The sequence below is a fragment of the Clostridium sp. AF27-2AA genome (genome assembly GCF_003478505.1).
Classification (GTDB): Bacteria; Bacillota; Clostridia; order Lachnospirales; family Lachnospiraceae; genus Brotaphodocola.
The window spans coordinates 1-26,701 of the sequence record NZ_QUFI01000036.1; the positions used below are offsets into that span (position 1 = coordinate 1).

The window sequence follows — 26,701 nt, forward strand, 5'->3', positions numbered from 1 at the left end:
GAAGACGATAGCTAGTTACCCAGAATTTAAGCGCTTACAATATAAATACCTAAAGTGAGGTTGAAAGATCTTACTTTAGATATTTATATAGTATACTCAGATCGGGAATCTAGATATAATAGAAAATGTGGGAGATAGGAGTAGCGCAATGAGCAAAGAAAGAATACGTTCAATTGATAGTTTGAAGGGAATTGCGTGTATAGTAATTGCATTTTTATGGCATTATTTAAATATGCAATCAAGAAATGAGGGCATGCCATTTGAGCCGATTTTTGGATATTTTTATAATGTAGGGCAGTATTTTGTGGAATTGTTTTTTTTGCTTTCAGGCTTTGTTATGGCGTATTGCTATAAAGAAAAAATTGATGCTGGAATGGATTTGTTTTCGTATATGAAAAAACGTTATAAACATTTATATCCACTTTTTTTTTCAACACTGATGTTTATGATGTTTATGCAGATTTTCTATAATTCAATAACAGGCGATTATTATATTTATCGAGTTTCTATTTGGCATTTGGTTTTGAATTTATTGTGTATTCAAACAGGGTGGTTAACGACAGATCAATCTTTTAATGGGCCAGCATGGTGCATAAGCGTAGAAATTTTTTTGTATTTGCTTTATTATATTACGACGAAATTTTCAAAAAGGGATAAAGATAAATATCGCATTCTAAACGTTATTATTTTTATTATATCATTAAGTATACTCTATTCAGGTGGGATAGATAAACCTCTTTTAAATTCATTTATGTTAAGAGGAGTGGTTTGCTTTTATAGTGGTGTTATTGTATGTGAGTTAAATGAATGCTTAGATAATTCTCAAAAAAATAAGTATGCAATGAGTTTATTTTTGGGACTCATCATTTTTAGGTTTGCAATTCATTTTTCAAGTTATTCATTTTGGGATCAGGAACGAAACGGGCAATTTATGTTGATTATACTAGAATGGCCTATTGTTGTTTTTTCAGCAATAAATAATAAACTTTTTAGAAAAATTTTAGAATTTAAACCGTTAGAATATTTAGGAAAAATATCTATGGATATTTTTTTATGGCATATTCCAGTTCAAATATCTTTCAAAACTATAAATGCGCTTCTTGATTTAAATATTGATTTTGGATCTAGAAGGATATGGCTTACATATGTCATAGCTGTATGTAGCATTGCTGCTTTATCAAATGTATTATCAAAATATAGAAATCAACAGAACTATTTCCGGCGTTTTATAATTACGCTATTTGTATGCGCTTGTATAGTATTAATAACTGAGAAAACCGGTATTCGATATAAAGCTATATTAGATAACAGTCTTTTATATTCAAGTTCAAATAGTGTAGTTGAATTGGAAAAAGGAGTTAGTTTGAGGGAACAATTTTGTGTAAAAAAACAGACTAATTTAGAAAAATTACAATTCTATACAATTACTTGGCACAGGAAATTTTTAGAAAATCAGTATATATATATATCAATTATCAATCTGGATACAGGAGAAAATATTTATTTTGAGGAGAAACCACTGTCAGCTTTTAGAGACGGAGATATATATAATTGTACAATTGATAAGAATGTTATTTTAATGCCTAATACTAAGTATTGCATAGAGATGAAAACGAATTCTGAAGAAGAACAAGAAAGTATTGCTTTAATGTTAAATGAAAATTCAAACAGTAGTGATAAGTTGTTTGTTGGTGATACACTGGTGGATAATAAGCATATTGCGTTAAAGTTATGGTCTCGAGAAACAAAGCTAAATTTTGCAAATAATAAATAAGTGCTGTTTGCTATGTAATTTATAAATGTAAAATTTTATAATTGCTTGGAGCTCATGGACGTTGAATGATACTTGCTTAATTAAAAAAATGAGTTGATTTTTTGGGAAAATATTTTTACTTAATGAAAAATATACTTTGTTTAATTCAAAATAATTGTTGTCAACATAGATTTCATGCTATAGTTTTTGTATAAGTATAGGTTTAGAATTAAGGCAAATATTTGAGGAGTAGAGTATGAATAACATTACATTAGTAGTTTTGGCCGCGGGAATAGGTAGTCGATTTGGTGGAGGAATCAAGCAGTTAGAACCAGTTGGACCTAATGGTGAAATTATTATGGATTATTCCATTCATGATGCATTGGAGGCAGGTTGCAATAAGGTTGTATTTATTATTCGTCGTGATATTGAACAGGATTTTAAAAATATTATTGGGAAAAGAATCGAAAAATTAGTTCCGGTAGAATATGTGTATCAGTCAGTGAATGAATTGCCTGCTAATAAAGAGAATATCTGGAACAGAACAAAACCTTGGGGAACAGGACAGGCAGTATTATGTGTTAAGAATGTAGTGAAAGAACCATTTATTGTTATTAATGCGGATGACTACTATGGAAAAGATGCATTTCAGAATTTGTATCAGTATATGACCCAAAAGATGAATCCAGAAAGTCAAATATATGATATATGTATGGCAGGTTTTATTCTGGAAAATACATTAAGTGATAATGGCGGAGTAACAAGAGGAATTTGCGAAGTTGATGCTAAGAATCACTTACAGAGAGTAAAAGAAACTTATGAAATACAGTGTACGGACAATGGATTATCGGCTTGTGATGAGAGCAATTGTATAGTGGAAGTAAAACCAGAGCAATACGTCTCCATGAATATGTGGGGATTACCACCAAGATTTTTAGATATGTTGGAGGGAGGATTTACAGAATTTTTGAATGGTTTGGAAGGAAGCGAGGCAACAAAAAAAGAATACTTACTTCCTAAAATTATTGATCAATTGCTCGCGGAGAAAAAGGCACAGGTAACATTGTTAGAAACAAAAGATAAATGGTTTGGAGTTACTTATAAAGAGGACAAACCGGTTGTCGTAGAGGCAATCAGAAAATTGATTAATCAGGGCTTCTACAAAGAAAAATTATTTGGTTAAGGAGAGCATGTGCAATGTATGATTATTTAGTAGTAGGCGCAGGCCTTTACGGGGCTGTATTTGCGCATGAGGCAAAGAAACACGGAAAATCAGTATTGGTAATAGATAAACGTTCCAATATCGCAGGAAATGTTTACACAGAAGATATAGAAAAAATTCATGTACATAAATACGGTGCACATATTTTCCATACCAATAATCGTCAGGTATGGGAGTATGTAAATCAGTTTGCTGAATTTAACCGTTTTACAAATTCTCCAGTGGCGAATTATCATGGCGAGTTATATTCGCTGCCATTCAATATGTATACGTTCAATAAAATGTGGGGAGTTGTGACTCCGGAAGAGGCTTTTACAAAGATTGAGGAACAGAAAAAGGCTGCTGGTATTACAGAACCGAAGAATCTGGAAGAGCAGGCTATTAGTTTGATTGGTACTGATATTTATGAAAAACTGGTAAAAGGCTATACAGAAAAGCAGTGGGGCAGACCATGTTCTGAGCTTCCGGCATTTATTATAAAACGCCTTCCGGTTCGTCTGACTTTTGATAATAATTATTTTAACGCATTATATCAGGGCATCCCTATGGGCGGATATACTAAGATGGTCGTGAATATGCTTGCAGGTATTGAAGTAAAACTTGGAGTAGATTATCTTGCGGAAAAAGAAGTTTATGACAAAATGGCAGCTAAGGTGATTTACACAGGTGCGATTGATGCGTATTTTGATTTTAAGTTAGGTGCATTGGAGTATCGTTCGGTCCGTTTCGAAACAGAACTTTTGGACAAGCCAAATTTCCAGGGAAATGCTGCCGTAAACTATACGGATGCAAAAACCCCTTGGACTCGAATTATTGAGCATAAATGGTTTGAGTTTGGAAAAGATGATGAGGGAAATGAGATCCCTAAAACAGTCATTAGCCGGGAATATAGCTCAGAATGGAAACCAGGAGATGAGCCATATTATCCGGTCAATGATGAGAAGAACGGAAAACTTTATGCTGAATATAAGAAACTTGCAGAAGCTGAGCAGAAAGTTGTGTTTGGTGGTCGGCTTGGTGAGTATAAATATTATGATATGGATGCCGTAATTGCATCAGCATTGGATATGTGTAAAAAGGAGTTAATGTAAATCAATACCATCCAAAACATCGGCTGTCGGTAATTAATCAGAAAGAAACTTTCTATAATAAGACCGGCAACTGCACACAGGGCTGCTTTCGGGCAGCCCTTTATATTGTTCCAAATCCACCTCAATAGAATGCAGGTAGGAAGGATTCCATAGCAGAACAAAACGCTGAACAGGCAGCAGTGAATCTCATTAACCTGGCTGGCCAGGGTAAAGCGTGCAAAGCCGCCTTCTCCTGCTCCAAAGAGCAGATATTGCGGGTAAAGAACAAGCTTTTCCATACCGCGGTCCAGAATGAGTCCGGTGAGGCCGCCATGTGAGATTTTCCACAGCTTCTCTTGAATTCGGGAGGTCATGGTATAATCAAGATTCTTAACATCAAAGTTGTCAGCAGGCCATATTTTAATGAGAAAGATGCCAAGGAAGATTGCAGCCAGTACCATGACAGTTCCCCATAATTTTTTAGAAATATGGTAATGTGTAACCGTACGATACAGAACATATAATATAGCAAGGCTGGTAAAACTTAGAAAACCGAGCAGAATACCAGTAGATTTTGTTGCCAGAAGAACAGGAACAGTCAGGAGATAAAACACGGGAAATGTTTTATCTTTGGCTGTACAGGAATAAAGATAAGCAAACAATATCATGAGAAACAGGAAGAATGCCAGCTGGTTTGGATCATTAAAAGTTCCCATATAGCGGAGTGCACCCCAGTATTCATGAAAAAGGCGTCCGTGTCCAGAAAGGTAAACGAGGAGTTGGGTAATAATGTTTAGCTTAACAATGTAGTTTAATTGACGAAGAAATTTAGCCCCAAATAGATTACACAGTTCACGGAAGGTCCAGATAGCGCACACATTATAAAGCCAGAACAGAGAGTATTTGAAAAACTCTTTGTTCTGGTTCAGAATTCCATAGATACTGTTAATAACAATGACAAATCCAAGAAAAAGGTAAAGCAGAATATCCTGTTTTAACGTAGGGCGAAAACTTTTATCCCGGATCCGGTTGTGCAGTAGAAGTAGGCAGCAGAGCATAAGGCTGATATCTGCAAGACCGATGCTGCCGGATGGAAAGATGTAAAATTGTTTTAAGAATACAAAAAGTAAAAACAGGGTAATGACCATAATGTTCCTCTTTCTTATATTAGGATAGTAGTCGTTGATAAATTGGTTGCATAATGCCGGAAACAGCCTGGATAGAAAATTTGTTGCTTCGCAGGACATTTTGCTGTCCAAGTTGTTTTAACTCCGGGACAGCATTCAGTAGCGTCTGAAGTGCCTGCGCGTAGCCATCTGTATTGTCTGCTTGTTTAATCATGATGCCTCCGGCGCATTGTTTTTGATCAGGCAGTTCTTTAAGGACTGGTCCCATCAGATCCCGGCTTCCGCGAATATCGGAGCAGACGACAGGAAGTCCGCTTGCCATGGCTTCCAGGAGCGACATGGGAAGTCCCTCCTGATAGGAGGGAAAGAGGAAAATGTCTGCAATTTGCAGAATTTCTAGCATATCTTCCCGGTAGCCTAGAAAGGTTACCTTATGTTCCATGTGAAGTGTTCGGACAAGCTCATGAAGATATTCATTTAATTTTCCGTGTCCACAGATGACGTAGTGAACCGGATAGTGTTCCGGAAGCTTTGCGATTGCGCGGATAGCGGTTTCGTGATTTTTTCGTTTGATCATTTCTCCGGATGACAAAATGATGAGTTGACCAGCAGGCAGCCCAAGGTTGTCTTTTTTTTGTCGGATTTCTGTATCACTGAAATGCGGAATCCGTGCCAGATCAATGCCGACGCCTGGAATATAGTCTACATGTTTTGCATGAAAGCTTTTTCTGGCACGCTCATAGTCTTCCTGGTTGATACAGATCTGCTGATCGGTAAAACGGGAGAGAAAACGTTCCATGGGATAGTAGCAGAGCCAGTTTATGAGTGGTGCGCCCTGGAAAAAATGAAATCCATGTGCAGTATATGCGACAGGGCCGGTGTGGGTAGCGTGGGCAGCTAATCGCGCCATAACACCCCCCATGGGGGTATGACAGTGAACCAGATCAAAGTGCTCCTGCTGCATGAGCTGGCAGAGCTGCCGGTATACCGTCAGATTTTGTGTTTTGAACGGGCTGCGCACAAAATCAATCTGATGGCGGACAATCCCGGTTCCATCGAGCCGGTGATTGTCATTGCCATAGGATGGAGTCTTATAGTTAGCCGCATAATGGACTTCGTATCCCATGTTTTGCAAAATATGTACGTTATTTAACTCGAATTGTGGCACAAAACCACTGACGGTTGTTACGAGAAGTACTTTTTTCATGATTAATCATTTGACCTTATGAACAGTATATTTTTTTACAGTTGCAATTCCCATGCTGAGTGTAATCCACAGGAACGGAGTTATGATAGGCAGGTTCAAATTGACAAAGGCCTGGAAGCCGTAGCAGATGACTGCAAATAAACATCCGATTGCGTATGGAACGGCAGTGGATTCGGTTGTGAGAGCCTTTAACACGTAGCGTGCCATATGCTGACAGCTGTTGATCAGGAAAATCAGGTAAGCAATCAGGGCAATGGGACCAATCGTCAGGAGATACTGCAGATATTCGTTGTGTGCAGTATCGAAGATCTGGCCGGTGGCCGCGATCATTTCTTTAAAAGCGCTTCTGGTTGTAAGGATGCCAAACGTATCAGGACCGAATCCAAACAATTTGTGAGAAAGCGGGAAATGACTGAATAATTCCAGCGATCTTCTCCAGATAAAACCGCGGCTGGTGCCCCACTGGTCATTAAATACCAGATAGGTGCTAAGACTTCCATAGCGTGCGCCATGTCCAAGAATGTTGGCATCAATCAGGAGAAGAAATACGGCCAGGAAGCCGAGTGCGACCAGGATTTTCCATGCCTTAAGAAAAAGGGTTTCGGTGGAGAGGCTGGTGTGCTCCTTTTTCGTGAAAAAGTACCAAATGATGCCACTGATGATCCATAAACCAATCACAAGGAGAGGGAGACCTGGCAGGTTGACCAGAACCTTAAACAGGCTTTCTGGGCCACTGACTTTATCCGGAATGGTCTGGCAGATAAGGTCAATGCATTGGATTACGGTTGCAAATGTAGCAAGGGTAATGAAATAGCGGATAATACCAGTTTTTTTGCGAAATACGATCAGAGGAAGGAATGCAAATAAGGCTCCAAGTGCCAGATATGCATTATCGCTGCTTCCGAGAATGATTGCAAAAAAGGATATTACCATGCAAAAATAATACCAGATGCTGCTCCGCAGATTTTGGGCAGTAGTAAACATTGCGGTTGTCAGTCCCATAAACACGGAAACATAGGCGGTATAGCTGTTGATATTACCGATTGTGGATACGAAAATGACGAACTGATCCTGTTTCATATGGGTGCGGAAATGTAGCAGGTCCATATAGAACGAATCGGAAATGCCAAGCAGGCAGACGGCCAGGCTGGATACAAGGAAACACTGGAACATCCAGGTATTCATGCGCCAGAAGTGGCTGACGATAAAATAAAGTACAACATACAGTGTAATCAGGAAAAGCCCACTGTAGCGGCCTTCATTCCCCCAGAAAGATTCATAGAGGTATTCAGACTGCAGCGTTGATATAACAGAAGTCAGCCAGAAAATAAAAACGGCCATATCCGCAATGGAAAAAGTAGATTTCCAGCGGTTGGGTTTTAATTTACCAAAAAGTTCTTTTGCATGTGCACCCTGAAATTCTTTCATATCAATGAAAAGCATGATGAGCCCGGCCAATAAAAGTACGCCAAGCATAATAAGTACTGTCAGGTAAAAGCACATGTACTTGGTTTCGAGAATGTCGAAATAGGAATTATGAACGATAAGTGGAAATACGGTTACCAAAACCAAAAGAAAAAAGCTGATGATGCTATTGGTAACCGAAGAACAGGTTTCGGAGAAACCGTCCTTCAGTGGTGTTACTATATTTTTTGTCATGTTGCCTCCTTTAGAATCGTAATGATATTCTATTATTATAAGGGGTTTTACAATTGAAAACAACGGGAAAATCTTGTCTGTTTTCAGAATTACGTTTTTCTGACATTTGTATGAGGAAAGCGTCAGAGAATCTTCATATTTTAGGTAGTTGTGAAGAACCTTGTTTTATGATATGCTTTTCTATGTCAAAGGAAGGCAGCTGTAATCGTGGGGCTGCTTCTGAAATATGCAGGAATAGTTCTTTTCGGAGATGAACAGAACTTAAAAAATGAGAACAATAGTGGAGGTAAACTAATATGAGAAAGAAAGCACTTGTTATTGCCGCTGCAGCAGCACTAATGACTCTGTCTACTGGCATCACAGCATTTGCAGCTGGTTGGGTAAAAGAAGACACTACCTACGGAGTAAAGTGGAAATATGTATATGACAATGGAGACTGGCCATCTGGTAACTGGTTCACCGATCCGGACACACAGCTGGTTTATCATCTCGATCCGGACGGATATCGTATGACTGATACAACAGTAGAGGGCTTCTGGCTGGATTCTGATGGTGTCCGTCAGGAAAAAACAGAGGAGCAGATTGAGCGTGAGGCCAGAGAGAAAGCTCAGAAAGCTGCAAAACCGAACCCGGGCAAGAAAGTGGCTGCAGACAAAGTTGCAGGTATTGAGGCAAAAGAAAAGAAAGCAGCAAGCAGCACAACTCGTTCTGCATATATTTCCGAGTTAAAGACTATCATCAATACCATTTCCAGAGAATTAAATGCTGCCCGCACCGATAAGAACTCCGTTCAGCTGCTGACCACCGAGAATAACCTGGAAGTAGCACGTTATTTCCGTACCACATCTGGCGTAGACTTTTATCATTTCAGCATGTGGACCAGCAAGAAGGACAAAGCTCAGACGGTAGACTTCATGTACATGTACGATGCAGCTCCGGAAGCTGATTGTGAGTTATACAATACTGTATACGAGCAGACCGTAGTATCAATACTTGGTGAGACCGAGGGTAAAAAGCTGACCGACTACGTACAGAGCCAGCGTGAACAGGGCGTGACCAAACTCGACAGCACCGGTACTACCGACACCGGCAACAGCTATACCATGAAGTACAGAAATAACCGTATCGACATCAGTGTAACCTGTAGCGAGGTCGTTCCGCAGGAGACCGAGGGAACAGAGACTGCAGCAGAAGCAAACTAAGTTTGTATTAATTGCCAGTCAGGCGTAATTTGATGAGAATGAAGGGTGAAAAGCTTATAAATCAGGCTTTTCGCCCTTTCTTTATATATGATATAATGGTAGGAAAATCGGTATTTGCCTTGGTGTAATTACAGAGGCTATGACTCAGCAGGCCTTGCCGTCCGTGACGGCGAATTACCGGTTCAGGTGGTAAAAGCCAAAGGCCGGTTAAAAGTACTGGATGAGAAGACAGATGGCGGTGCCGCTTTATATGGAACCTGCGGCATTGGTCATACCCGCTGGGCAACCCACGGAGAACCTTCCGAGAACAATGCGCATCCGCATATTTCCGACGATGGAAATGTGACTGGTGTACATAATGGTATCATTGAAAATTACCAGGAATTAAAAGATAAACTGGTGCGCAAAGGTTATACCTTTTATTCTTCTACGGATACAGAGGTAGCCATTAAGCTGATTGATTATTATTACAAGAAGTATGAGGGAACTCCGGTGGATGCCATTAATCATGCGATGGTACGTATTCGTGGCTCGTATGCCCTTGCGGTAATGTTCCAGGCTTATCCAGGTGAAATTTATGTAGCCCGCAAAGACAGCCCGATGATCCTTGGTGTGGAGAATGGCGCTTCCTATATCGCATCCGATGTTCCGGCTATCCTGAAATACACAAGAAACGTGTATTATATCGGCAATCTGGAGATGGCCCGTGTCCGCAAAGGCGAGATCACCTTTTACAATCTGGACGGAGAAGAAATCCAGAAAGAGAAAAAGCATATTGAGTGGGATGCGGAAGCAGCGGAAAAGGGCGGTTACGAGCATTTCATGATGAAAGAGATCCACGAGCAGCCGAAAGCCGTTGCAGACACGTTAAACTCTGTTTTAAAGAACGATGCCATCGATTTGACAGAAGTAGGCCTGACGGATGCAGATATAGAGCATATCAGCCAGATTTACATTGTGGCCTGTGGCTCTGCCTATCATGTGGGAATGGCAGCCCAGTATGTGATGGAAGATCTGGCCCGCATTCCGGTGCGTGTGGAACTGGCATCCGAGTTCCGTTATCGCAGACCGATTCTGGATAAAAATGCCCTGGCAATCATCGTCAGTCAGTCTGGTGAGACCGCCGACAGTCTTGCAGCCCTTCGGGAAGCAAAAGAACACGGTGTGCGCACCCTGGGAATTGTCAATGTGGTAGGTTCCTCGATCGCCCGGGAGGCAGATAATGTCTTTTATACCCTGGCTGGTCCGGAAATCTCTGTGGCAACAACGAAGGCCTACAGCACCCAGCTTATTGCAGCTTACACGCTGGCAATTCAGTTTGCAAAGGTTCGTGGCGAAATTACAGACGAGCAGTACGCGGCATATATCAAAGAACTCCAGATCATCCTGGATAAGATCCGCAAGATTCTGGAGGACAAGGAGCGGATCCAGTGGTTTGCGGCAAAGCAGGCAAACGCGAAAGATGTATTCTTCATCGGCCGCGGCATCGATTATGCCATTTGCCTGGAAGGCAGTCTCAAGATGAAAGAAATCAGCTACATCCATTCCGAAGCTTATGCAGCCGGCGAACTCAAACACGGAACCATTTCCCTGATTGAAGACGGTACTCTGGTCATTGGCGTGCTCACTCAGCCAGCTCTCTACGAAAAGACCGTCAGCAACATGGTAGAGTGCAAGAGCCGCGGCGCGTATCTGATGGGACTTACCACCTATGGAAACTATAACATGGAGGACACCGCAGACTTCGTGACCTATATTCCGAAGACAGATCCGCATTTTGCAACATCACTGGCAGTGATTCCGCTGCAGCTGATGGGCTATTATGTGTCTGTAGCAAAGGGATTGGATGTGGATAAGCCGAGAAATCTGGCGAAGTCGGTGACGGTGGAGTAATAGACTCTGATACAATGGAATAACCAAAGTCAGGAGCGTACAAAAGCATGAAGAATATAACCTTAGTAATTATGGCAGCCGGTATCGGCAGCCGCTTTGGAGGCGGTATCAAGCAGTTAGAACCAGTAGGACCAAACGGTGAGATCATCATGGACTATTCCATTCACGATGCGCTGGAGGCCGGCTGCAACAAAGTCGTATTTATCATCCGCCGTGACATCGAAAAAGATTTTAAAGAGATCATCGGCAGAAGAATTGAAAAACTGGTGCCGGTGGAATATGTATATCAGTCCGTGGATGAATTACCGGCAGGAAAGAAAAATATCTGGAACCGCACCAAACCCTGGGGAACCGGTCAGGCAGTCCTCTGCGTTAAAGATGTAGTAAAAGAGCCATTCATGGTAATCAACGCAGACGACTATTACGGCAAAGAAGCCTTTCAAAAGCTGTATCACTATATGACCACGCAGATGGATGCTTCAAAGCCCGTATTTGACATTTGCATGGCCGGTTTCATCCTTTCCAACACCTTAAGCGAGAATGGTGGTGTAACACGCGGAATCTGCGAAGTAGATTCCCAGAACCATTTGCAGCGTGTCATCGAAACCTATGACATCCAGAAAAGGGATGGCATGATATCCGCGCGCAACGAAGAAAAGCAGAAAATCACCTTACAGCCAGACCAGCACGTATCCATGAACATGTGGGGCCTCCCACCGCAGTTCCTGGATGTGCTGGAATCCGGCTTTGTAGAATTTTTGGATAACTTAGATGAAAAAGACGCAGAAAAGAAAGAATACCTTCTGCCGAAAATCATTGATAAGTTGCTGGCAGAAAAGCGGACCGAGGTGACCTTGCTGGAGACACCGGATAAGTGGTTTGGAGTTACCTATAAGGAGGATAAGCCGCTGGTGGTGGAGGCAATTCGGGGGTTGATTGAGACGGGGGTGTATTAGAACGCATTTCTTGAGTGACGAATGCCCGACTGTAGTAAAAATAATAAGAATGGGAAATGAGTATGAAAATTGGAGTAACACAAAGCGTTGAAGAACGGATCAAAGCAACACCATTGGAACTGGTAGAAAAGGCTCCGCTGGTATTTTGCTGGGAAACGCATCTGCTCAAGGTGAAACACAGAAATGTATTGCTGATCATGAATGCAAGCAGTAACTATACGATCGCAATGACAGACATAGAACCACGCAACTGGAATTATTATACGCTGTATATCGGAAATGTGATCCGGGGAATCATGCGTAGCATGGGTTATTCAGAAGAACAGATTCAGAAATATTTTGAACTCTCAGGCAAGCCGGTAGTGGCCAAACTGTGTGAAAGCGGTATTACAGCCAGTATGAATTATATGGTTTCATGCGTAGCACGTTTTGATAAGAAACTGGAGTCCGGAGTGAAGTATCAGTCGGAATTAAGCGAGTTTCTGAATCGTAACTGGTGCAAAGCGGAAGGCTTTGATGCATATGGCTATCCACAGGAGTTTTTTAAGTTGGATATGGAAAAAATTGGGATAGTGGGGAAGCGGAAGAAGGCGAAGGTGATTCGGATGGAGGAGTATAGGCGGGAGAAGTAAGGGTATGTATTAAAGTGCAGATGTGATTATCCAAAATCATGCAGAGGTTTAATTTCTTAAACTGGTTGTATATGAATGCCGAATGATGTATAGTATTTGCAGGAGATACCTTCTTTCGTGAATGTTGCAAATGTTGGTTTGGTCACTTTCATTATACAACACAATCGAATTCAAGGTGTCTTTCTTTTGTGCAAAATCACGGACTTGCTCATTTATAGGTTTGGAATTAAAAATTGAGGGGATACATTGCCAGAATGCATATTTTGTCGAAAAATCAAAGATGAGAAAATGTTTAATGCAGAGCATATTATTTTAGATTCGTTAGGTGGCAAAGGCGAAGAAAATGTATGTAGGAATGTTTGTATAGAGTGCAATTCTTCGCTGGGAACTCGTGTGGATGCGGGCATGGTGAATGAAACGATTACAAAATATATGCGCTATTTATTTAAAATTAAAGGAAGAACTGGAATTCCGAATCCCTTTAAGAATATAAAAATAAATTATGCAAATTCTCAAATAAAAGGCGAATTGAAAACCAATAAAGATGGAGAAATAAGTGGATTTGTAGCAGATCATCAAGTTATTGAAGAACAGGGGAAAATATTAATAGTTGGTCCGCGGTGCGGATTTGGTGGGTATGCAAAGTCTGTTATGCAAAAAACGTATGGGGAGGAAATATCAGAAGATGACGTAAAAAATAAGGGGGTTTTTTTTGACACTTCGCTGGTCCCAAGAATAAAATTTGTAAAAATAAGTGAAGAGGCTATGGCTGATTATCAAGTAAAAGTCGTCCCTGTTATGTTAAAGATGGCATATGAATTTTGTTTTGTAAAATTGGGAGATGCATACTTGGATGATGCGGCAGCAGTAGAAATAAGAGAATTTTTAATGAAATTTGACTATAAAAAAGATAAGTTTTATTATATGCCTACGGATGCAGAGGTGGATATGAAAGACATTGATGCTAATAAGGAGAATATTATCGAATTATCTATGTACATAGAGGCAAAGCGATTATATGTATATATAAATTTATATGGCTTTTTCAAATGCAAATTATGTATGTCGCATTCTGCTGAAAAATTTGGGGAGTTTGAAACGTATACATTAAAAGTTACGGTATAAGATCAATCATTAAGCCTGAAAAATAACAGATGGGAATGGTGACCGACATTAAAAGGGACAATTTTGAATGCACGGAAAGATTAAAATAAAGTGGGAGATAGTTATTACGATAATTATCAGTATTATTGGCTTATATGTTTCGTGGCAAATGTATAATATTGCAAAATTGCAAACAACAATAGCAAAAAATAGTTTTTTGCCAAATATTGTAGTAACTGAGATGCCCCAAATAGATACTAAAACAGGAAATGTAATAGAAACAAACATAGAAATAAAGAATACAGAGGGAAAGTTAAAGAATTATGAGTCAGAAGTAGTTACCGTTTTGCAATGTGAGTACCTTGATCAAAATAATAATTTTTATTGTGCAGATATTCCTGTGAAAAATTATTATATAGTAGGAACGATTGGTGCTGCTGATTTAGGAATACTTGAAGAGAAGTATACAGCGGGAAATTATCTAAAATTAAAACGGTTAGAAGATAATGTTTATAAGTATAACAGAAACAATGATAATAAGTCTTTGACTATCGAATTGAAATCGTATCTTAAAATAAAATATGCAGATTTTATAAATGAAAAAGAAGTATTATATTACGAAACGGATTTGTTTAAAACAAAATCACTGGAACCGAAAGAAGGATCACAGAAGTTTAAATATTATGAAAAGCTTGGAAATTATGATGTAGGTATTGATTTCAATAGAGGTGATGCGCCTTCGGTTGATGAATTGAGAGATCAGGTTTGTACTGTATACGGTTTAGAACAGGATAAGAAAACAAAAGGGGGTAAGATTGTGAATATAGATTCCAATGTTATATCTGTGATTGCGGCACTGTTAGGTGCAATAGTAGGTGCAGTGGGTACTTATTTAATCAATAGAGCACAGCAGAATAGGGTAGATACACAGAGGATAAGATTTAATGCATCGATTTTGTATAACGATTTGAAAAGTATTGAAAAATATATAAAAGAAGGAGACACTTCTGTCAATTTAAGATATATGGAAATGTGGCAAAGTATTGTTGCAGAATGTTCATTTCTTAATGAGCAGGAAATTGAATACATATATGGCCTATATGATGTGGCATATAATTACAATTATTCTTATAGAGAGAAAGAAAAGGGAAACTTGAGTGTAAAAAAAGATAGTATTCCCCATTATCACGAACTCAAAAGATTTATATTTAAGGCGTTGGATAACAGTGAATATAAGTATGATGGAAGGTATGAAAATTTGCTGACGGTATTAAAAAGAGAATTTACTTGATTCAACAGGGAGAGGTTTATGGAACGATACTTTTTTGAAAAATTGACGCCTACTAAAAACGCTAATATATCCATTTATGATGAAGCAATCGAATTTGTATTCAAGAATTCGGATGTTACCAATGTGGCAATTTCCGGACCTTATGGTGCTGGTAAAAGCAGTGTCGTAGAATCATATGAGAATAAACATAAAGAGAAAAAGTTTTTATATATTTCTTTGGCACATTTCAAACCAATAGCAGGTGATGGAAGTGATGGCGTGGATGAAACTATGCTGGAGGGGAAGATATTAAATCAGCTGATTCATCAAATTCCGGTTGATAAAATACCGCAGACAAATTTTAGGGTAAAAAAAGATATAGGGCAAAAGGATGTACGTAACGTTACATTATTTTTCTGTGTATTATTGGGAAGTGCAGCATTTATATCAGCATCAGAGAAAATAAAGAGTCTGGCAGATGAATTGTCTGATGGTATTTGGAAAAGTGCACTGCTTAGAGTTACGAATAATGATGGCATTATTTTGGCGGGGCTTGCATTTTGCATCTGTTTAGCCGTTGGAATACATTATGTTGTAAAAATGCAGATCAACAAAAGGCTGCTTCATAAAGTCACAGTACAGGGAAATGAGATTGAGATATTTGAGAATAAGGATGATTCATATTTTGATAAATATCTGAATGAAGTACTGTATCTCTTCGAGCAAGTCGATGCGGATGTAATTATATTTGAAGATATGGATAGATTTAATTCCAATCTCATTTTTGAACGGTTACGGGAGGTAAATCATTTAGTTAATTTACAGAAAGCGAATAAGTTAAAGGGTGAAAAGTCATATAAGCCATTAAGGTTTTTTTATTTATTAAAGGACGATATTTTTGTTACAAAAGAAAGGACGAAATTTTTCGATTTTATTATCCCAATTGTTCCAGTGCTGGATGGATCAAACTCGTATGATCAGTTTATAAGACATTTAAAGCGTGGAAATATATACGAAAAATTTGATAAGACTTTTCTACAAAGGTTATTGTTATACATAGATGATATGAGAGTCCTGAAGAATGTATACAATGAATTCCTTGTATATATGAATCGGTTAAACAATACAGATCTTAGCTGGGATAAAATGCTAGCGATGATTGTGTATAAGAATGTATTTCCAAGGGATTTTTGCGACCTTCAGCTAGGCAGGGGATACGTTCATGAATTGTTTATGCAAAAAGAAAAGGCTAGTGAAGAAGCCATAGCACAGTTGAGGCAGGAAATACAACGGTTACAAGAGAAAATAAAGTATATTAACAAAGAAAATTTGAATGATATACAGGAATTGAACGATGTATATGAATTGAAATATAATAAACTTCCAACGGGTTACTATGGTCGATTAACGGAAGAAAGTCAACTAGAAAAGAATAAATTAGATAAAGAGAAAGGTAAAAGAATAGAAGCAATTGATAATAAAAATAAAGGCTTACTTCTGGAATTTGAAACAAAAATTCAGAACCTTGAGAATGAGATATCTGCCACGAAATCAAAATTATTGAATGAATTGATTACAAGGGAAAATGCTGACTCTATATTTATGATTAAAAGCATTAACCCAATTGGTAAGGAGAATGAGTACAAAGAGATTAAGGGCAATGACTATTTTGAATTATTAAAATTTCTTATTTCGAATGGATATATAGATGAAACATATAATGATTATATGACATATTTCTATGAGGATAGTTTATCTGCGCATGATAAGGTATTTTTGAGAAAGATAACAGATAAAAAGGGAAGAAATTACGAGTATCCTCTTAAAGATGTTATGAAAGTTCTTTCTTCGCCAGTCTTAAGAGTGGTTGATTTTTATGAGGAGGAGACTTTAAATTATGATCTTTTGAAAGGGCTTCTTGCAAATCAGAAGAATCCTAAGTATCGGAACTATTTGTCTGCGTTATTAAAACAGATAAAGGACAGTAAGTGTATAGAGTTTGTATCGAAGTATTACGAGAGCCTGCAGTTTGATAGAACATTTATTGTTGAGCTGAATAAACAATGGCCGGAATTTTTCTATTATGTATATACCAATAAAGGATTGCCATCGGAACAGATGCGAAGATTTTCATTAGACTCCGTATGCTTATTAGATGAGCAGGAGGTACAGGATATTAACGTAGAAGGCTGCCTGGCCAATTATATATCAGAGCAGAGTGATTATTTGAATGTTTCTCCTGAGAATACTAAGAAGATGATTTCCCAGTTTTGCGTTCTCGAAGTAAAATTTAAGACAATTGAGGCTGATACAGCGAATACAGAGTTGTTTGCAGGAGTATATGAAAATAATTTATATGAATTGTCATTTGAGAACATCAGATTGATGATGAAATCTATGTATAAGGAAGTGGATTCATACAGTATAGAACATAGAAATTATACTGTGATTCAGAAAGCAATGGATTCTCCGCTGGCGCAATATATTGATACAAATATCAATAAATATGCAAAAGAAATTCTGAAAAACTGCAGTGGGGTCATTGAAGATTCAGAGGATGCTGCAATTGCGTTTATGAATAATGAGTCTGTGGAAATGGATATACGGGAAGAGTATATAAAGGCATTGACAACAGCTATTTCTGATATTTCGGCAATACAGGATAAAAAATTCTGGACTGAGATGCTTACGAAGGAAATAATAAAGGAGACAGTTTCAAATATAATAAATTATTATAAGGAATATAGTTTGAATAGCGGCTTAATGAAATTTATAAATGGATGTGCCGCAGATATGGATTATTCACAAATAGAAGTAGATTTTGGTGCGGAAATTACAAGGCAGTTTTTTGACTCGATTGCTATATGTAATGAAATGGAAACCAGTAAATACCGGAAGATTTTGTGCGATATTGGATATCATTATGAAACTTACAATGCGGAAAATATTGCCGATGATAAGATGGAAGTGCTGATAAGGAATCATGTCATGGAAATGAATGATGATGGATTGGAATATATTCGAAATAATTATAAAAGCCATGTTAAGTTGTATATTAATCAAAATGTGGAGCCCTATTTGAATCTTATTTCGGCTGATAATTTTAGGTATGATGAAGCTTTATATATACTCGGTATGGATATAGAGGACAATAAAAAAATAGCATTGCTCGAATTAACAGCAAAGCCTGTATCGGTAGTAGGAAAAAAATATTCTACTGCACTGATTGAATATATTCTTGATAATAATTTCGATGAACATGATGAGCGAGAATTATACTTGCACTTTTCGGAATATGAAAAGGTTGTTCAATCTGCTATATACAGAGTTGCGGAATCGAGAATTGACGATATTATTGCAGATTCAGCACTTGTACTTGATGACACATTGCTATCAGAACTTTTGAACCGGAGCAGATGTAGCCTGGATGATAAAATTCAATTGTGGGCGAAGGCCATTCCTCACCTGACAGAAGAAACATGCAAAAAACATTTTGATGAACTTGGCTTCCCGGAATTAAAGGGCATCTTCACGAAGCGTAATAATTATTCAAAGACCTATGAGGATACTAGCGATGTAAGAGAGATACTTAATCACTTAAAGAAGAATACATGGATCTATGATTATCGTGAAAGCAATAATGGGGAAGGAATTGTTGTTATAAAAAATCCGGTGAGAGATAAAAAGCAGTAGTCTCTAGAGAACGCGGTTAATCATTTCCTTAAAAAAGCTGCATTACTATATGACTATTTGGATGAAAAAGATACAGTGAAGAAAAAATAAGTAGATAAAATATCTATGCTATAGACTTCATTTCTTGTGAATGCTATACTGAAATCAAATACGGAGGAAGAGGTATGAAAAGTTTTGGGCTATGGTATTCATTAAGAGATTGCAAGTCTGTAGAGAAAGAGGCTGAAGAGTCAATAGAGTCAGAAGAACAGATTGAACAGCTAGATAGTGATATAGTACTTGGGCAAACTGAATCTCAGAATCAGAAAGTAAATGAAAAAGAGTCTGAAAAAGCAACCGAACAAAAAAAGGACAATGATAATAAAGAATCAGAGCCAGTTTTTTGTATTCATGCAAATTTTTGGTCTTTGGAGGAATGTCCTCAAAATGTTAAAAAAAGAGAGCCATACTTAGATATCGGAATCGACATTGCAAACTGGACCCAAATTGAAACCATGACATTTTTTTGTCCGTTTTTGGTAAATGAAAATGATTTCGAAGATTTATCAGAAAAAATGTCTAGCAGGGACAATGCAACTATAATATTTAATGAGGATTGTGAAATCCATACAAAAGGTAGCTATACAATTGTTGAGAAAGAAGATGGGGAAACTAAATTTTTGGTGTTTCCATTAAACCAGGCAGTAAAGGATGTGTATAAAAGAGAGTGTGATGAAGCACATACATACTTTCGGTTTAATTTTGGAACATTTTCAACATTCCTTGAAAATAGCGAGAAACATAATGCCTTGAAAGATACGAACAGGATATATCTCAGGTTTCGGATCAAAGGAAGTTCGCTCAGTTATAATATCTATTTTGACAGTGAACCAATGAATAAATCGTTTGAAAGTGCTTTTTCAGGAACTCGTATGATTGATTTTAAAATAAATGAAAAAAGAAATATAGAGGAGAAAGTACGGGCGGAGATATCCGTTAATCATGAGAAATTTGCTGCTTTGAATAGGGTTCACTTTTTGGTCATGGAACCATCTGCTTATGAAGTGCGGGCTTTTGGTAATCAGGATATGAGTTGCAGAGAGTTGGAAGAAGGCTTGTGGGACAATTATTTTGGTGACAAATTGGATTTTTCGAAGGGGCATATTTTGGCGTATCATTGGAAAACGACAAAGCAAAAAGATAGCTATAGCTGCCTGGTTAAGGTGAATTATTCTAAGGCAAAACGTCTAACCATTTTTTCATATGCGTTGATTGTAGTCGCGTTGGGAATAATAAGCAGTGCGGTAATCACCTTGGAAAACGTTCTTTTTCCAACTACGACAATGTCAACAATGAGTTCTGCATTGATTTATGCGGTGACAGGATTTGGGTTACTGGGTTTTGGAATATTCTTGGGTCACACATCAAAATAAATGCTTGCAAGATAATAAAAGACGCAGTATAATAATATGATTACGAATCCTTGATTTAAGGAATGATCAATACGGAATGGGGGAGCTGTTAACATGATGAAGAACGATGAACGTTATACAAAATATTCTGCTTTCTCATTTTGGGAGAAAAAAACATATTATAATCAGATATATGTTTTTTTAAAGTGGTTAAATCTGGAGTATCCGGGATTTAATACATGGTATGATAATTTGTTTACTGAGAATAAAGAGTTAAAATCCGGCAGAGAAATTATTATTTGTGAGAAAGAATATAGTATAGCTGGCATTGCAATTCTGAAATCAACAGAAGAAGAACAAAAGATATGCACATTACGAGTTGCAAAAAGATACCAGCGTCAGGGAATTGGAAAAAGGTTAATGGAATTGAGTTTTGAATGGCTTCAAAATGATAAACCATTATTGACCATGCATAGTACAAAGCAGCACCAGTTCCGACATCTGATGCAATATTATGGTTTTGAATTGGAACAGAAAAATAGAAACTATTATAATATTTTTAGCACAGAACTGGTATATAACGGTGTACTTCCTGCAAAGAAAATATTGTTTAACCGCTTGGAACGAATAGACATTGACTTATTTTATAAGAAATATGTATCTGAGGGGAAATATGATCTTTCAGAATTTGTTGAAGCGTGCATCCATTGTTGGTATATAAGAGAACAACAACGACGCATTGTAATGGCAAAGTAAGGGCAGTTAGCTTTACATTTTATTTGAGGTAAAAATGATTTTTGTATGTGGAATTCATGGTGTTGGCAAAACACACTTTTGTAGAAAACTGGCAGAAAAAACAGGTAGAATGGTTTTTTCTGCCAGTAGTTTAATTAAAAGAAATGTCAAGGATGACTTTAAGGAAAAGCAGGTAGACAGCATTCAAGACACTCAGACAGTATTGTTAAACGAACTCCGGAAACTTACATTACAGACGCCGGATTATATTCTAGACGGGCATTTATGTTTGCTTGATAATAAAAATAAAATTCATAGAATAGATATGAAGTTTATAAAGCAGATGTCTATAAGTTCAATAATACTTTTGGTGGATTCGCCTGCAGAAATCAAAAAGAATCTGGAAGAACGTGATGGTTTAGAGTGGAGTGAAAACTTCATAGAACAATTCCAAAATAGTGAAATAAAGTATGCAAAAGAAATTAGTAAAAAATTGGATGTAAATCTTCAGATTCTATTGAGCCAGCAATCCGAAAAAGTAAAATTTGGTGAAAGTATACTTTTACCAATAAAACCGCAGTACGCAGAAAAAATTCTTTGCGGTGAAAAGCGGTATGAATACAGAACTCGGTTATGCAATAAAAATATAGATAAAATCTATTTGTACTCGACATATCCGGTCAGGGCCGTTGTTGGTGAATGTGAAGTTGTATCGAAATATGAAATGCAGAAACCTACATTGTGGGAATTAACAGAGCAGTTTTCCGGAATAACCCGGCAGCAATATTATGAGTATTTTTCTGCAAAAAAAATAGCATCGGCATATGGAATTGGAACAATAAAACGTTATGATGTACCTGTTTTGTTGGAAGATTTCGGGATTCATTATGTTCCGCAGTCATATGCTTATGTGAAGACTAGGAGTTACCTATAGGCATGCCAAGAGCAGGCGGTTTCCCGCCTGCTCTTGGTAAATGCTCCGTAGCAAGCTTATAGTTTTGCCTCAAAACTGTAGTTCTTTAGTCAAGTCATCGAGTGGATAGGTTTCAAAAAAATTACTAGTAATATATTTTGATAATTCGTTTTGGGTCAGATAACTATTCAGATTACTGATAGAGATCTCCATAAATACCATAACGTCCTGCAAGGAATGAGTCTCTAATAGGCGATGAAATAGCCATTTTCGAATGTTTTGTGGGGTTAATAATTTATAAAAATCATCGGTGGGATTAACTTTTGAGAGACCCGTTAAAATCTCATTGATTCGGCTTTCTTCAATGGGTTTGCTAAGATTAGTTCCTTTATTTCCGAAGACATATACTGCATTTTGGGTAGTTGTGTTTTTTAACTGTTCATTTTTTAAAATGCGTAGCCATTTATTAAGATGAGTGGGTATTACTTTTGCAATCTGGCCTGTATTTAAAATATGAAAATCATCAGATATATATTCCCATTTTAAATTGCATAACTTTCTTCGTTCGGTACCGAATGATAAGAGAAAAAGGATAAGCGTAATATCTCTGACAGAATTATAGCTTTTCTTTTTTTCAATCCATTTTAATGCAGTACGTATTTTAGAAAAATTCATAGTTTGAATGTCAGATGTACTTCTGTCTGATATAGCATCTAGTTTATGTAATATCTCTTTGCTGCTTGCTATGGAGTTTATGATTATGAATCTGGACGTCCTTTACCGCAAAGCGCTAGGCTAATCAGACGGTATGTAAAGGGAACTTTTTTGGTTGTGATGAAATTTGGATTATATAACTCAATTTCTGCTACGTATGATGGACGACACGGAGATTGCAATAATATAGAGTTCCGAGAATATATTGATAATTTAATAATATTATCAAGAATGGCGGAGAGCAATGGCGTACAAAAAAGACAAGTTTTAAATGATGAAAGATTTTCATATAATCCGTTTAAACCGCATGACAAGATAATGCAGGATATAGATTGTGAAGCAGTTGGGAAACAAAAGCGGAAAGCAAGAGAATTCATAGACCAAAATATTGAAAAATGGAAATTTTCAATAGGTGAAGTTGAATCAAATACAAATAATTCAAAAATAGGGTATTTTATTTCATATATAAATTCAAAGGGTAGATTGATAAGGCTTTCGGATAGAACGGTGAAGTATCTTGGAATAGATGGAAAGATGATTGATGATAGTCAGAAAAATTATGCGAAAAGGCTGATGATGAGAGATAAGAAGCGTGTGATTCAACTTACTGATGCATTGAGAAAATTTATTAATATAAGGCTTAAAGAAGAAGGCTTCCATTCCATTGAAGATGTGACGGATGTATTTTCGGTTGAATTAATAAGAGGCCAGGCTAGTCCGCAACATTTGTTTACTAAGGGTGAAATAGAATATGAAATGAGAATGGCAGATGATAGATTGGGTAATGTACTTGTTGTTGATGAAGATGGTTATGCTCATGTAATTCCAATTGGAGGATATACAGAATTGTATCCGGTAGTTATTGAATCATGGGCACAAAGAAAAAATTATGTTGGTCGATATTCTTCATTAAATGAACTTGAAAATGCGTATTTAATGGCATTGGAGGGATGGTTGGAATATTTAGAGACTAATGAAGCTGCATACAGAGATTATACAGAATTAACGGATGATAAAGAAATTCGCGAGCAGATTCAACGCTTTTATTGAAAAAGTATGTTGAGAGACTATTAAATAAAGATAAAATATAATCGAATAAAAAAGGAGCTCTGAATAAAGTGAATTTATATATTTTACCGGTACACCGTGTACTGTTAGAGTATGTACTAAAACTTGGAGATATGATTTTTTTTCCAGGGAATGTATCGAATGATGACATTGAATTGAGCAGTCTTTCGGAGAATGAAAAAGATAAATTACGATTCATTGCGGAAAAGAACCGTAGTTTCTTCAAAGAGATTCTGATAGGAGTATCGTTTCTTTTGTTATCATCTGAGTATGACATTAAAGAGATAAACAATGATATTACTTTATTAGACAAAATTCTAAACGATGCAAATAGACGTCTCGATTATGTTAGAATATTAGAATGTTCATTTAATAGATCGGAATATACTATAGGGATACCTGGGTTGATAGTTGGTACTAGAATACTATTTTCAATCAATAATGATTATTCAATTGGTGCGTACGCGAACGGAGAAACAGAGTTTTATTTGATGCAAAAAGGCTTGGGTCTGGATTTTGGTGTGACAGAGGAGAACAATCCAAGGTTATATAGGGTGATTTATTCACAGAGAAGCGATGAAGTATATAATTTATATAGACGATATATAGCCGAGGCATGTGAAGCATTGCAGATTATTGATGAGACAAGATGTTTCATTTTTTTGTTTTCAAAGATAGATGGAATGGGACTTTGTGATACATATAGTTTTACTAATAATAAGAAAAGAATTTTATCGATTATAGCTAAAAATCAATTAGATTTTGACCGTATTAGTTCACAGCTATATTTTTACTCAAAAGAAATAAGAACAGAGATTGTACATAAAGGAAGAAAAATTGATGAGTTGGTATCACCGGGAATGGCACATGAAATAAATCAAAAATTATTTAACATTATAATAGAATTTTGTAGTAAAGTAATTGAAAGTGAAGTGAATAGCATTGAATCATTAAAAGAATATATTTTAAATCAAGTTAGCAAATATACATATAAAACACCTCAAAGGCAATTAATTTCTGGATTACCAGCCATTTATTATCATAGGACAACATATGTTGCTTCATTGGAGGGTTTGCAGATTAGCTATCCACAGAAGAGGGGAAACTATCTACTTATTCCAAGCTTGACTCAGTTTGGATATAATAGATATTATAGAAACTATATATTAAAAGATTTAGGTGGAGATTGTGAATCAATTTTTGATGATTTTTTGGTAGATGATTTTGAATATATTTTAGAAATACTATATCGTTGTGAAAGAACTGACGATGAATATCCACGTGTTATAGGTTTACAGTTGCCGCAAATTAGGGATGAGCATATTCGTTCACCCTTAATAAGGGAACAATTTGTTGATTATATTTGTAACGAACTAAATGAATGTTTGTATTACGATATGTTAGCAGGAGGGGAGACCCTTAATGGAAAAGTATTGCCCCCTAGAGTTGGAATAAGAATGGGTATTAGGGGAATTTATGAATTTGTAGAAGACAAGGAAGAAATGTTTTTGAAATTTTTGCCAGGTAACGTATTTAGTGAGTATCAAATTCCTATTGAATCGTATAATTGTATTAAACTTTATAAAAATGAAATATATGAAATATTGTATGGAAATGCAAATTATATTGATAATTTGTGCAAGCGTTCTTTGGTGAATATTTGTGAATCAGAATATGTTAGTGATTGGACACAACGAATTAGTTACTTGTTTGATACTTTTGATGGAATAGATCCGCGAAATTATAATAAAGAAAAGGTGATAAAGTTAGTATTTACTATATTAGCCAGTGATAAAACGGATTATTTACAAAATAAACAAAAATATGAACAATTAAAAAATAAATATAGAAATCCGATACTTCATGGCGGAAAATCCATATTTGATATTGAACCTAATATTAATGAAATAAGAATGGTAGATATGTATTTACGAAATACAATAAAAAAATATTGTATAAAGGTACATTCATTAGGTATTTCAACATGGGAAGAATTAGATAATACATATAGAGTATTACAAAAATCCTTAAAATTGTAACATGAGATTGTTGGTGTGATTTATTGTTGCTGACCTTTTCATCTCACTAATAACGGATTTCCTTGTGTGTCTCTGGATTCAATAAAAGCCATGTTTATTATAATAGAGTACAAACTAATCCACAATGAGAAAAATGATTATAGACAAATAAAGATTTTGGTGAAAAATATGCAGGATTATGTCTTGATGAAAATGTTGGATTTTTTGCTATTATAGTTAGCGCACAATCATCAATACAAGCAGAATTGATGATTGTGTGGGACGGCAAATTAGTTGATATGTAAGCTTTGAGTAATTTTACATTCCGAAATACCACCCAGGTGATTGAAAAAACTATGAATAGGTGTTGGAACCAGGTCACATTGAAGCCGATCATTGCGCTCATGCCAGGAATAATGGTTGTGCTTCCGATATTCAGAAACAAGGTGCCTTGTCCATTCATGACAACCTAAATAATCGGTCTGATTCCATAAATCCGCGCATAACTGATCACACAGGGCAAAGTTTTTGTAGCGCTTGATAGACATAGGCGATGTTAGAATTACAGTGGCAATAGCACAAAACCGAAAATCAGCTATGGCATTTATGTAAGTGATACCATTTAAACCAAAACTATTAAGAAGAGATAGCAGTTTTACCTGTTCTGGTTTTACGACATAAGTGGAATTACCGCGTGGGCCATCCCAATATGCTTTTCCTGGTCTGTTTTTGGGGGTGTGCTTCATGCGCTCTTTTAAGGTGCTGAGCGGTGGGTGTAAATTTAATGTTTTTGTCATATGAATAATCCTCCTTGACTGTGTATTCTCCGTTTGCGAAGACAAAATAAAAAAAGAGTGCGAAAGCACTCTTTTTTTGTGTATAAATTATGGAAAGCGATAAGACAGATAAATGCGAAAAATGGAATAGGGGAACCTGAATTAGAAAATTAATTGATATAGAAAATGAGGTATGCCGTTATTTGAGGATATATAGAATTTTCTTAATAGATGTAGTAAGATGGAATTAGTTTATTCGTAAGCGCTTAAATTCTGGGTAACTAGCTATCGTCTTCCA

Annotated in this window: 19 protein-coding genes and 1 pseudogene; 15 read left to right on the forward strand and 5 right to left on the reverse strand. The window is 36.8% G+C overall.

Annotated elements, in window-relative coordinates:
- Positions 1-148: 148 nt before the first annotated feature.
- From DWY84_RS14665 to glf, 3 genes are all read left to right on the forward strand, one after another.
- Positions 149-1,774, forward strand: a complete 1,626-nt coding sequence (locus DWY84_RS14665) for an acyltransferase (protein WP_118534093.1) — start codon at positions 149-151, stop codon at positions 1,772-1,774.
- A gap of 235 nt (positions 1,775-2,009) precedes the next feature.
- Entirely contained in the window at positions 2,010-2,936 is a 927-nt protein-coding gene (locus DWY84_RS14670; RefSeq protein ID WP_118534094.1) for a sugar phosphate nucleotidyltransferase, read from the forward strand.
- 14 nt (positions 2,937-2,950) lie between these two features.
- Positions 2,951-4,066, forward strand: coding sequence for a UDP-galactopyranose mutase (gene glf, locus DWY84_RS14675; protein ID WP_118534095.1), 1,116 nt, complete (start codon positions 2,951-2,953; stop codon positions 4,064-4,066).
- On the opposite strand, the gene DWY84_RS14680 is transcribed toward glf, so the two are convergent.
- Genes DWY84_RS14680 through DWY84_RS14690 form a run of 3 tightly spaced genes read right to left on the reverse strand, consistent with a single transcriptional unit; the run spans position 4,006 to position 8,038 of the window.
- A complete protein-coding gene (locus DWY84_RS14680) occupies positions 4,006-5,193 on the reverse strand; it encodes a hypothetical protein (RefSeq protein ID WP_118534096.1) in 1,188 nt (395 codons plus the stop codon). The two genes, glf and DWY84_RS14680, sit on opposite strands and share 61 nt — an antisense overlap.
- Before the next feature lie 19 nt (positions 5,194-5,212).
- Positions 5,213-6,379 carry a glycosyltransferase family 4 protein gene (locus DWY84_RS14685; protein ID WP_118534097.1) on the reverse strand — a complete coding sequence of 389 codons (1,167 nt, stop codon included), beginning with the start codon at positions 6,377-6,379 and terminating at the stop codon, positions 5,213-5,215.
- Between the two features lie 6 nt (positions 6,380-6,385).
- On the reverse strand, positions 6,386-8,038 hold the full coding sequence (locus tag DWY84_RS14690) for an O-antigen ligase family protein (RefSeq protein WP_118534098.1): 1,653 nt from the start codon (positions 8,036-8,038) through the stop codon (positions 6,386-6,388).
- Between the two features lie 296 nt (positions 8,039-8,334).
- On the opposite strand from DWY84_RS14690, the gene DWY84_RS14695 reads away from it, so the two are divergent.
- The 10 genes and pseudogenes from DWY84_RS14695 (at position 8,335) to DWY84_RS14740 (ending at position 21,848) form a co-directional block, all read left to right on the forward strand.
- Entirely contained in the window at positions 8,335-9,240 is a 906-nt protein-coding gene (locus DWY84_RS14695) for a hypothetical protein (protein ID WP_118534099.1), read from the forward strand.
- A 129-nt stretch (positions 9,241-9,369) separates the two neighbouring features.
- Positions 9,370-11,133 (forward strand): annotated as a pseudogene (gene glmS, locus DWY84_RS14700) (glutamine--fructose-6-phosphate transaminase (isomerizing)); the annotation flags it as partial.
- A gap of 47 nt (positions 11,134-11,180) precedes the next feature.
- Entirely contained in the window at positions 11,181-12,089 is a 909-nt protein-coding gene (locus DWY84_RS14705) for a sugar phosphate nucleotidyltransferase (RefSeq protein WP_118534101.1), read from the forward strand.
- A gap of 62 nt (positions 12,090-12,151) precedes the next feature.
- Positions 12,152-12,721 carry a hypothetical protein gene (locus DWY84_RS14710; RefSeq protein ID WP_118534102.1) on the forward strand — a complete coding sequence of 190 codons (570 nt, stop codon included), beginning with the start codon at positions 12,152-12,154 and terminating at the stop codon, positions 12,719-12,721.
- A 246-nt stretch (positions 12,722-12,967) separates the two neighbouring features.
- Positions 12,968-13,846 carry an HNH endonuclease gene (locus tag DWY84_RS14715; RefSeq protein ID WP_118534103.1) on the forward strand — a complete coding sequence of 293 codons (879 nt, stop codon included), beginning with the start codon at positions 12,968-12,970 and terminating at the stop codon, positions 13,844-13,846.
- 67 nt (positions 13,847-13,913) lie between these two features.
- Positions 13,914-15,116: a hypothetical protein gene (locus tag DWY84_RS14720; RefSeq protein WP_118534104.1), complete on the forward strand. Its 1,203-nt coding sequence runs from the start codon at positions 13,914-13,916 to the stop codon at positions 15,114-15,116.
- An 18-nt stretch (positions 15,117-15,134) separates the two neighbouring features.
- Positions 15,135-18,788 (forward strand): hypothetical protein, encoded by a 3,654-nt coding sequence (locus DWY84_RS14725; RefSeq protein WP_118534105.1) that lies wholly within the window; start codon positions 15,135-15,137, stop codon positions 18,786-18,788.
- A gap of 164 nt (positions 18,789-18,952) precedes the next feature.
- Positions 18,953-20,200, forward strand: a complete 1,248-nt coding sequence (locus tag DWY84_RS14730) for a hypothetical protein (protein ID WP_118534106.1) — start codon at positions 18,953-18,955, stop codon at positions 20,198-20,200.
- 93 nt (positions 20,201-20,293) lie between these two features.
- On the forward strand, positions 20,294-20,935 hold the full coding sequence (locus DWY84_RS14735) for a GNAT family N-acetyltransferase (RefSeq protein WP_118534107.1): 642 nt from the start codon (positions 20,294-20,296) through the stop codon (positions 20,933-20,935).
- A gap of 34 nt (positions 20,936-20,969) precedes the next feature.
- The gene (locus DWY84_RS14740; RefSeq protein ID WP_118534108.1) at positions 20,970-21,848 is read left to right on the forward strand and encodes an AAA family ATPase; all 879 of its coding nucleotides are present in this window, start codon (positions 20,970-20,972) and stop codon (positions 21,846-21,848) included.
- Positions 21,849-21,917: 69 nt separating this feature from the next.
- Here the strand turns inward: DWY84_RS14740 and DWY84_RS14745 are convergent, their stop codons facing one another.
- Entirely contained in the window at positions 21,918-22,502 is a 585-nt protein-coding gene (locus DWY84_RS14745) for a hypothetical protein (protein WP_118534109.1), read from the reverse strand.
- Positions 22,503-22,658: 156 nt separating this feature from the next.
- On the opposite strand from DWY84_RS14745, the gene DWY84_RS14750 reads away from it, so the two are divergent.
- Complete coding sequence (locus DWY84_RS14750; protein ID WP_147354305.1) at positions 22,659-23,591, forward strand: hypothetical protein; 933 nt, start codon at positions 22,659-22,661, stop codon at positions 23,589-23,591.
- A gap of 68 nt (positions 23,592-23,659) precedes the next feature.
- On the forward strand, positions 23,660-25,648 hold the full coding sequence (locus DWY84_RS14755; RefSeq protein ID WP_118534111.1) for a hypothetical protein: 1,989 nt from the start codon (positions 23,660-23,662) through the stop codon (positions 25,646-25,648).
- A gap of 269 nt (positions 25,649-25,917) precedes the next feature.
- On the opposite strand, the gene DWY84_RS14760 is transcribed toward DWY84_RS14755, so the two are convergent.
- Positions 25,918-26,424 (reverse strand): HNH endonuclease, encoded by a 507-nt coding sequence (locus DWY84_RS14760; RefSeq protein ID WP_118534112.1) that lies wholly within the window; start codon positions 26,422-26,424, stop codon positions 25,918-25,920.
- Positions 26,425-26,701: the final 277 nt, after the last annotated feature.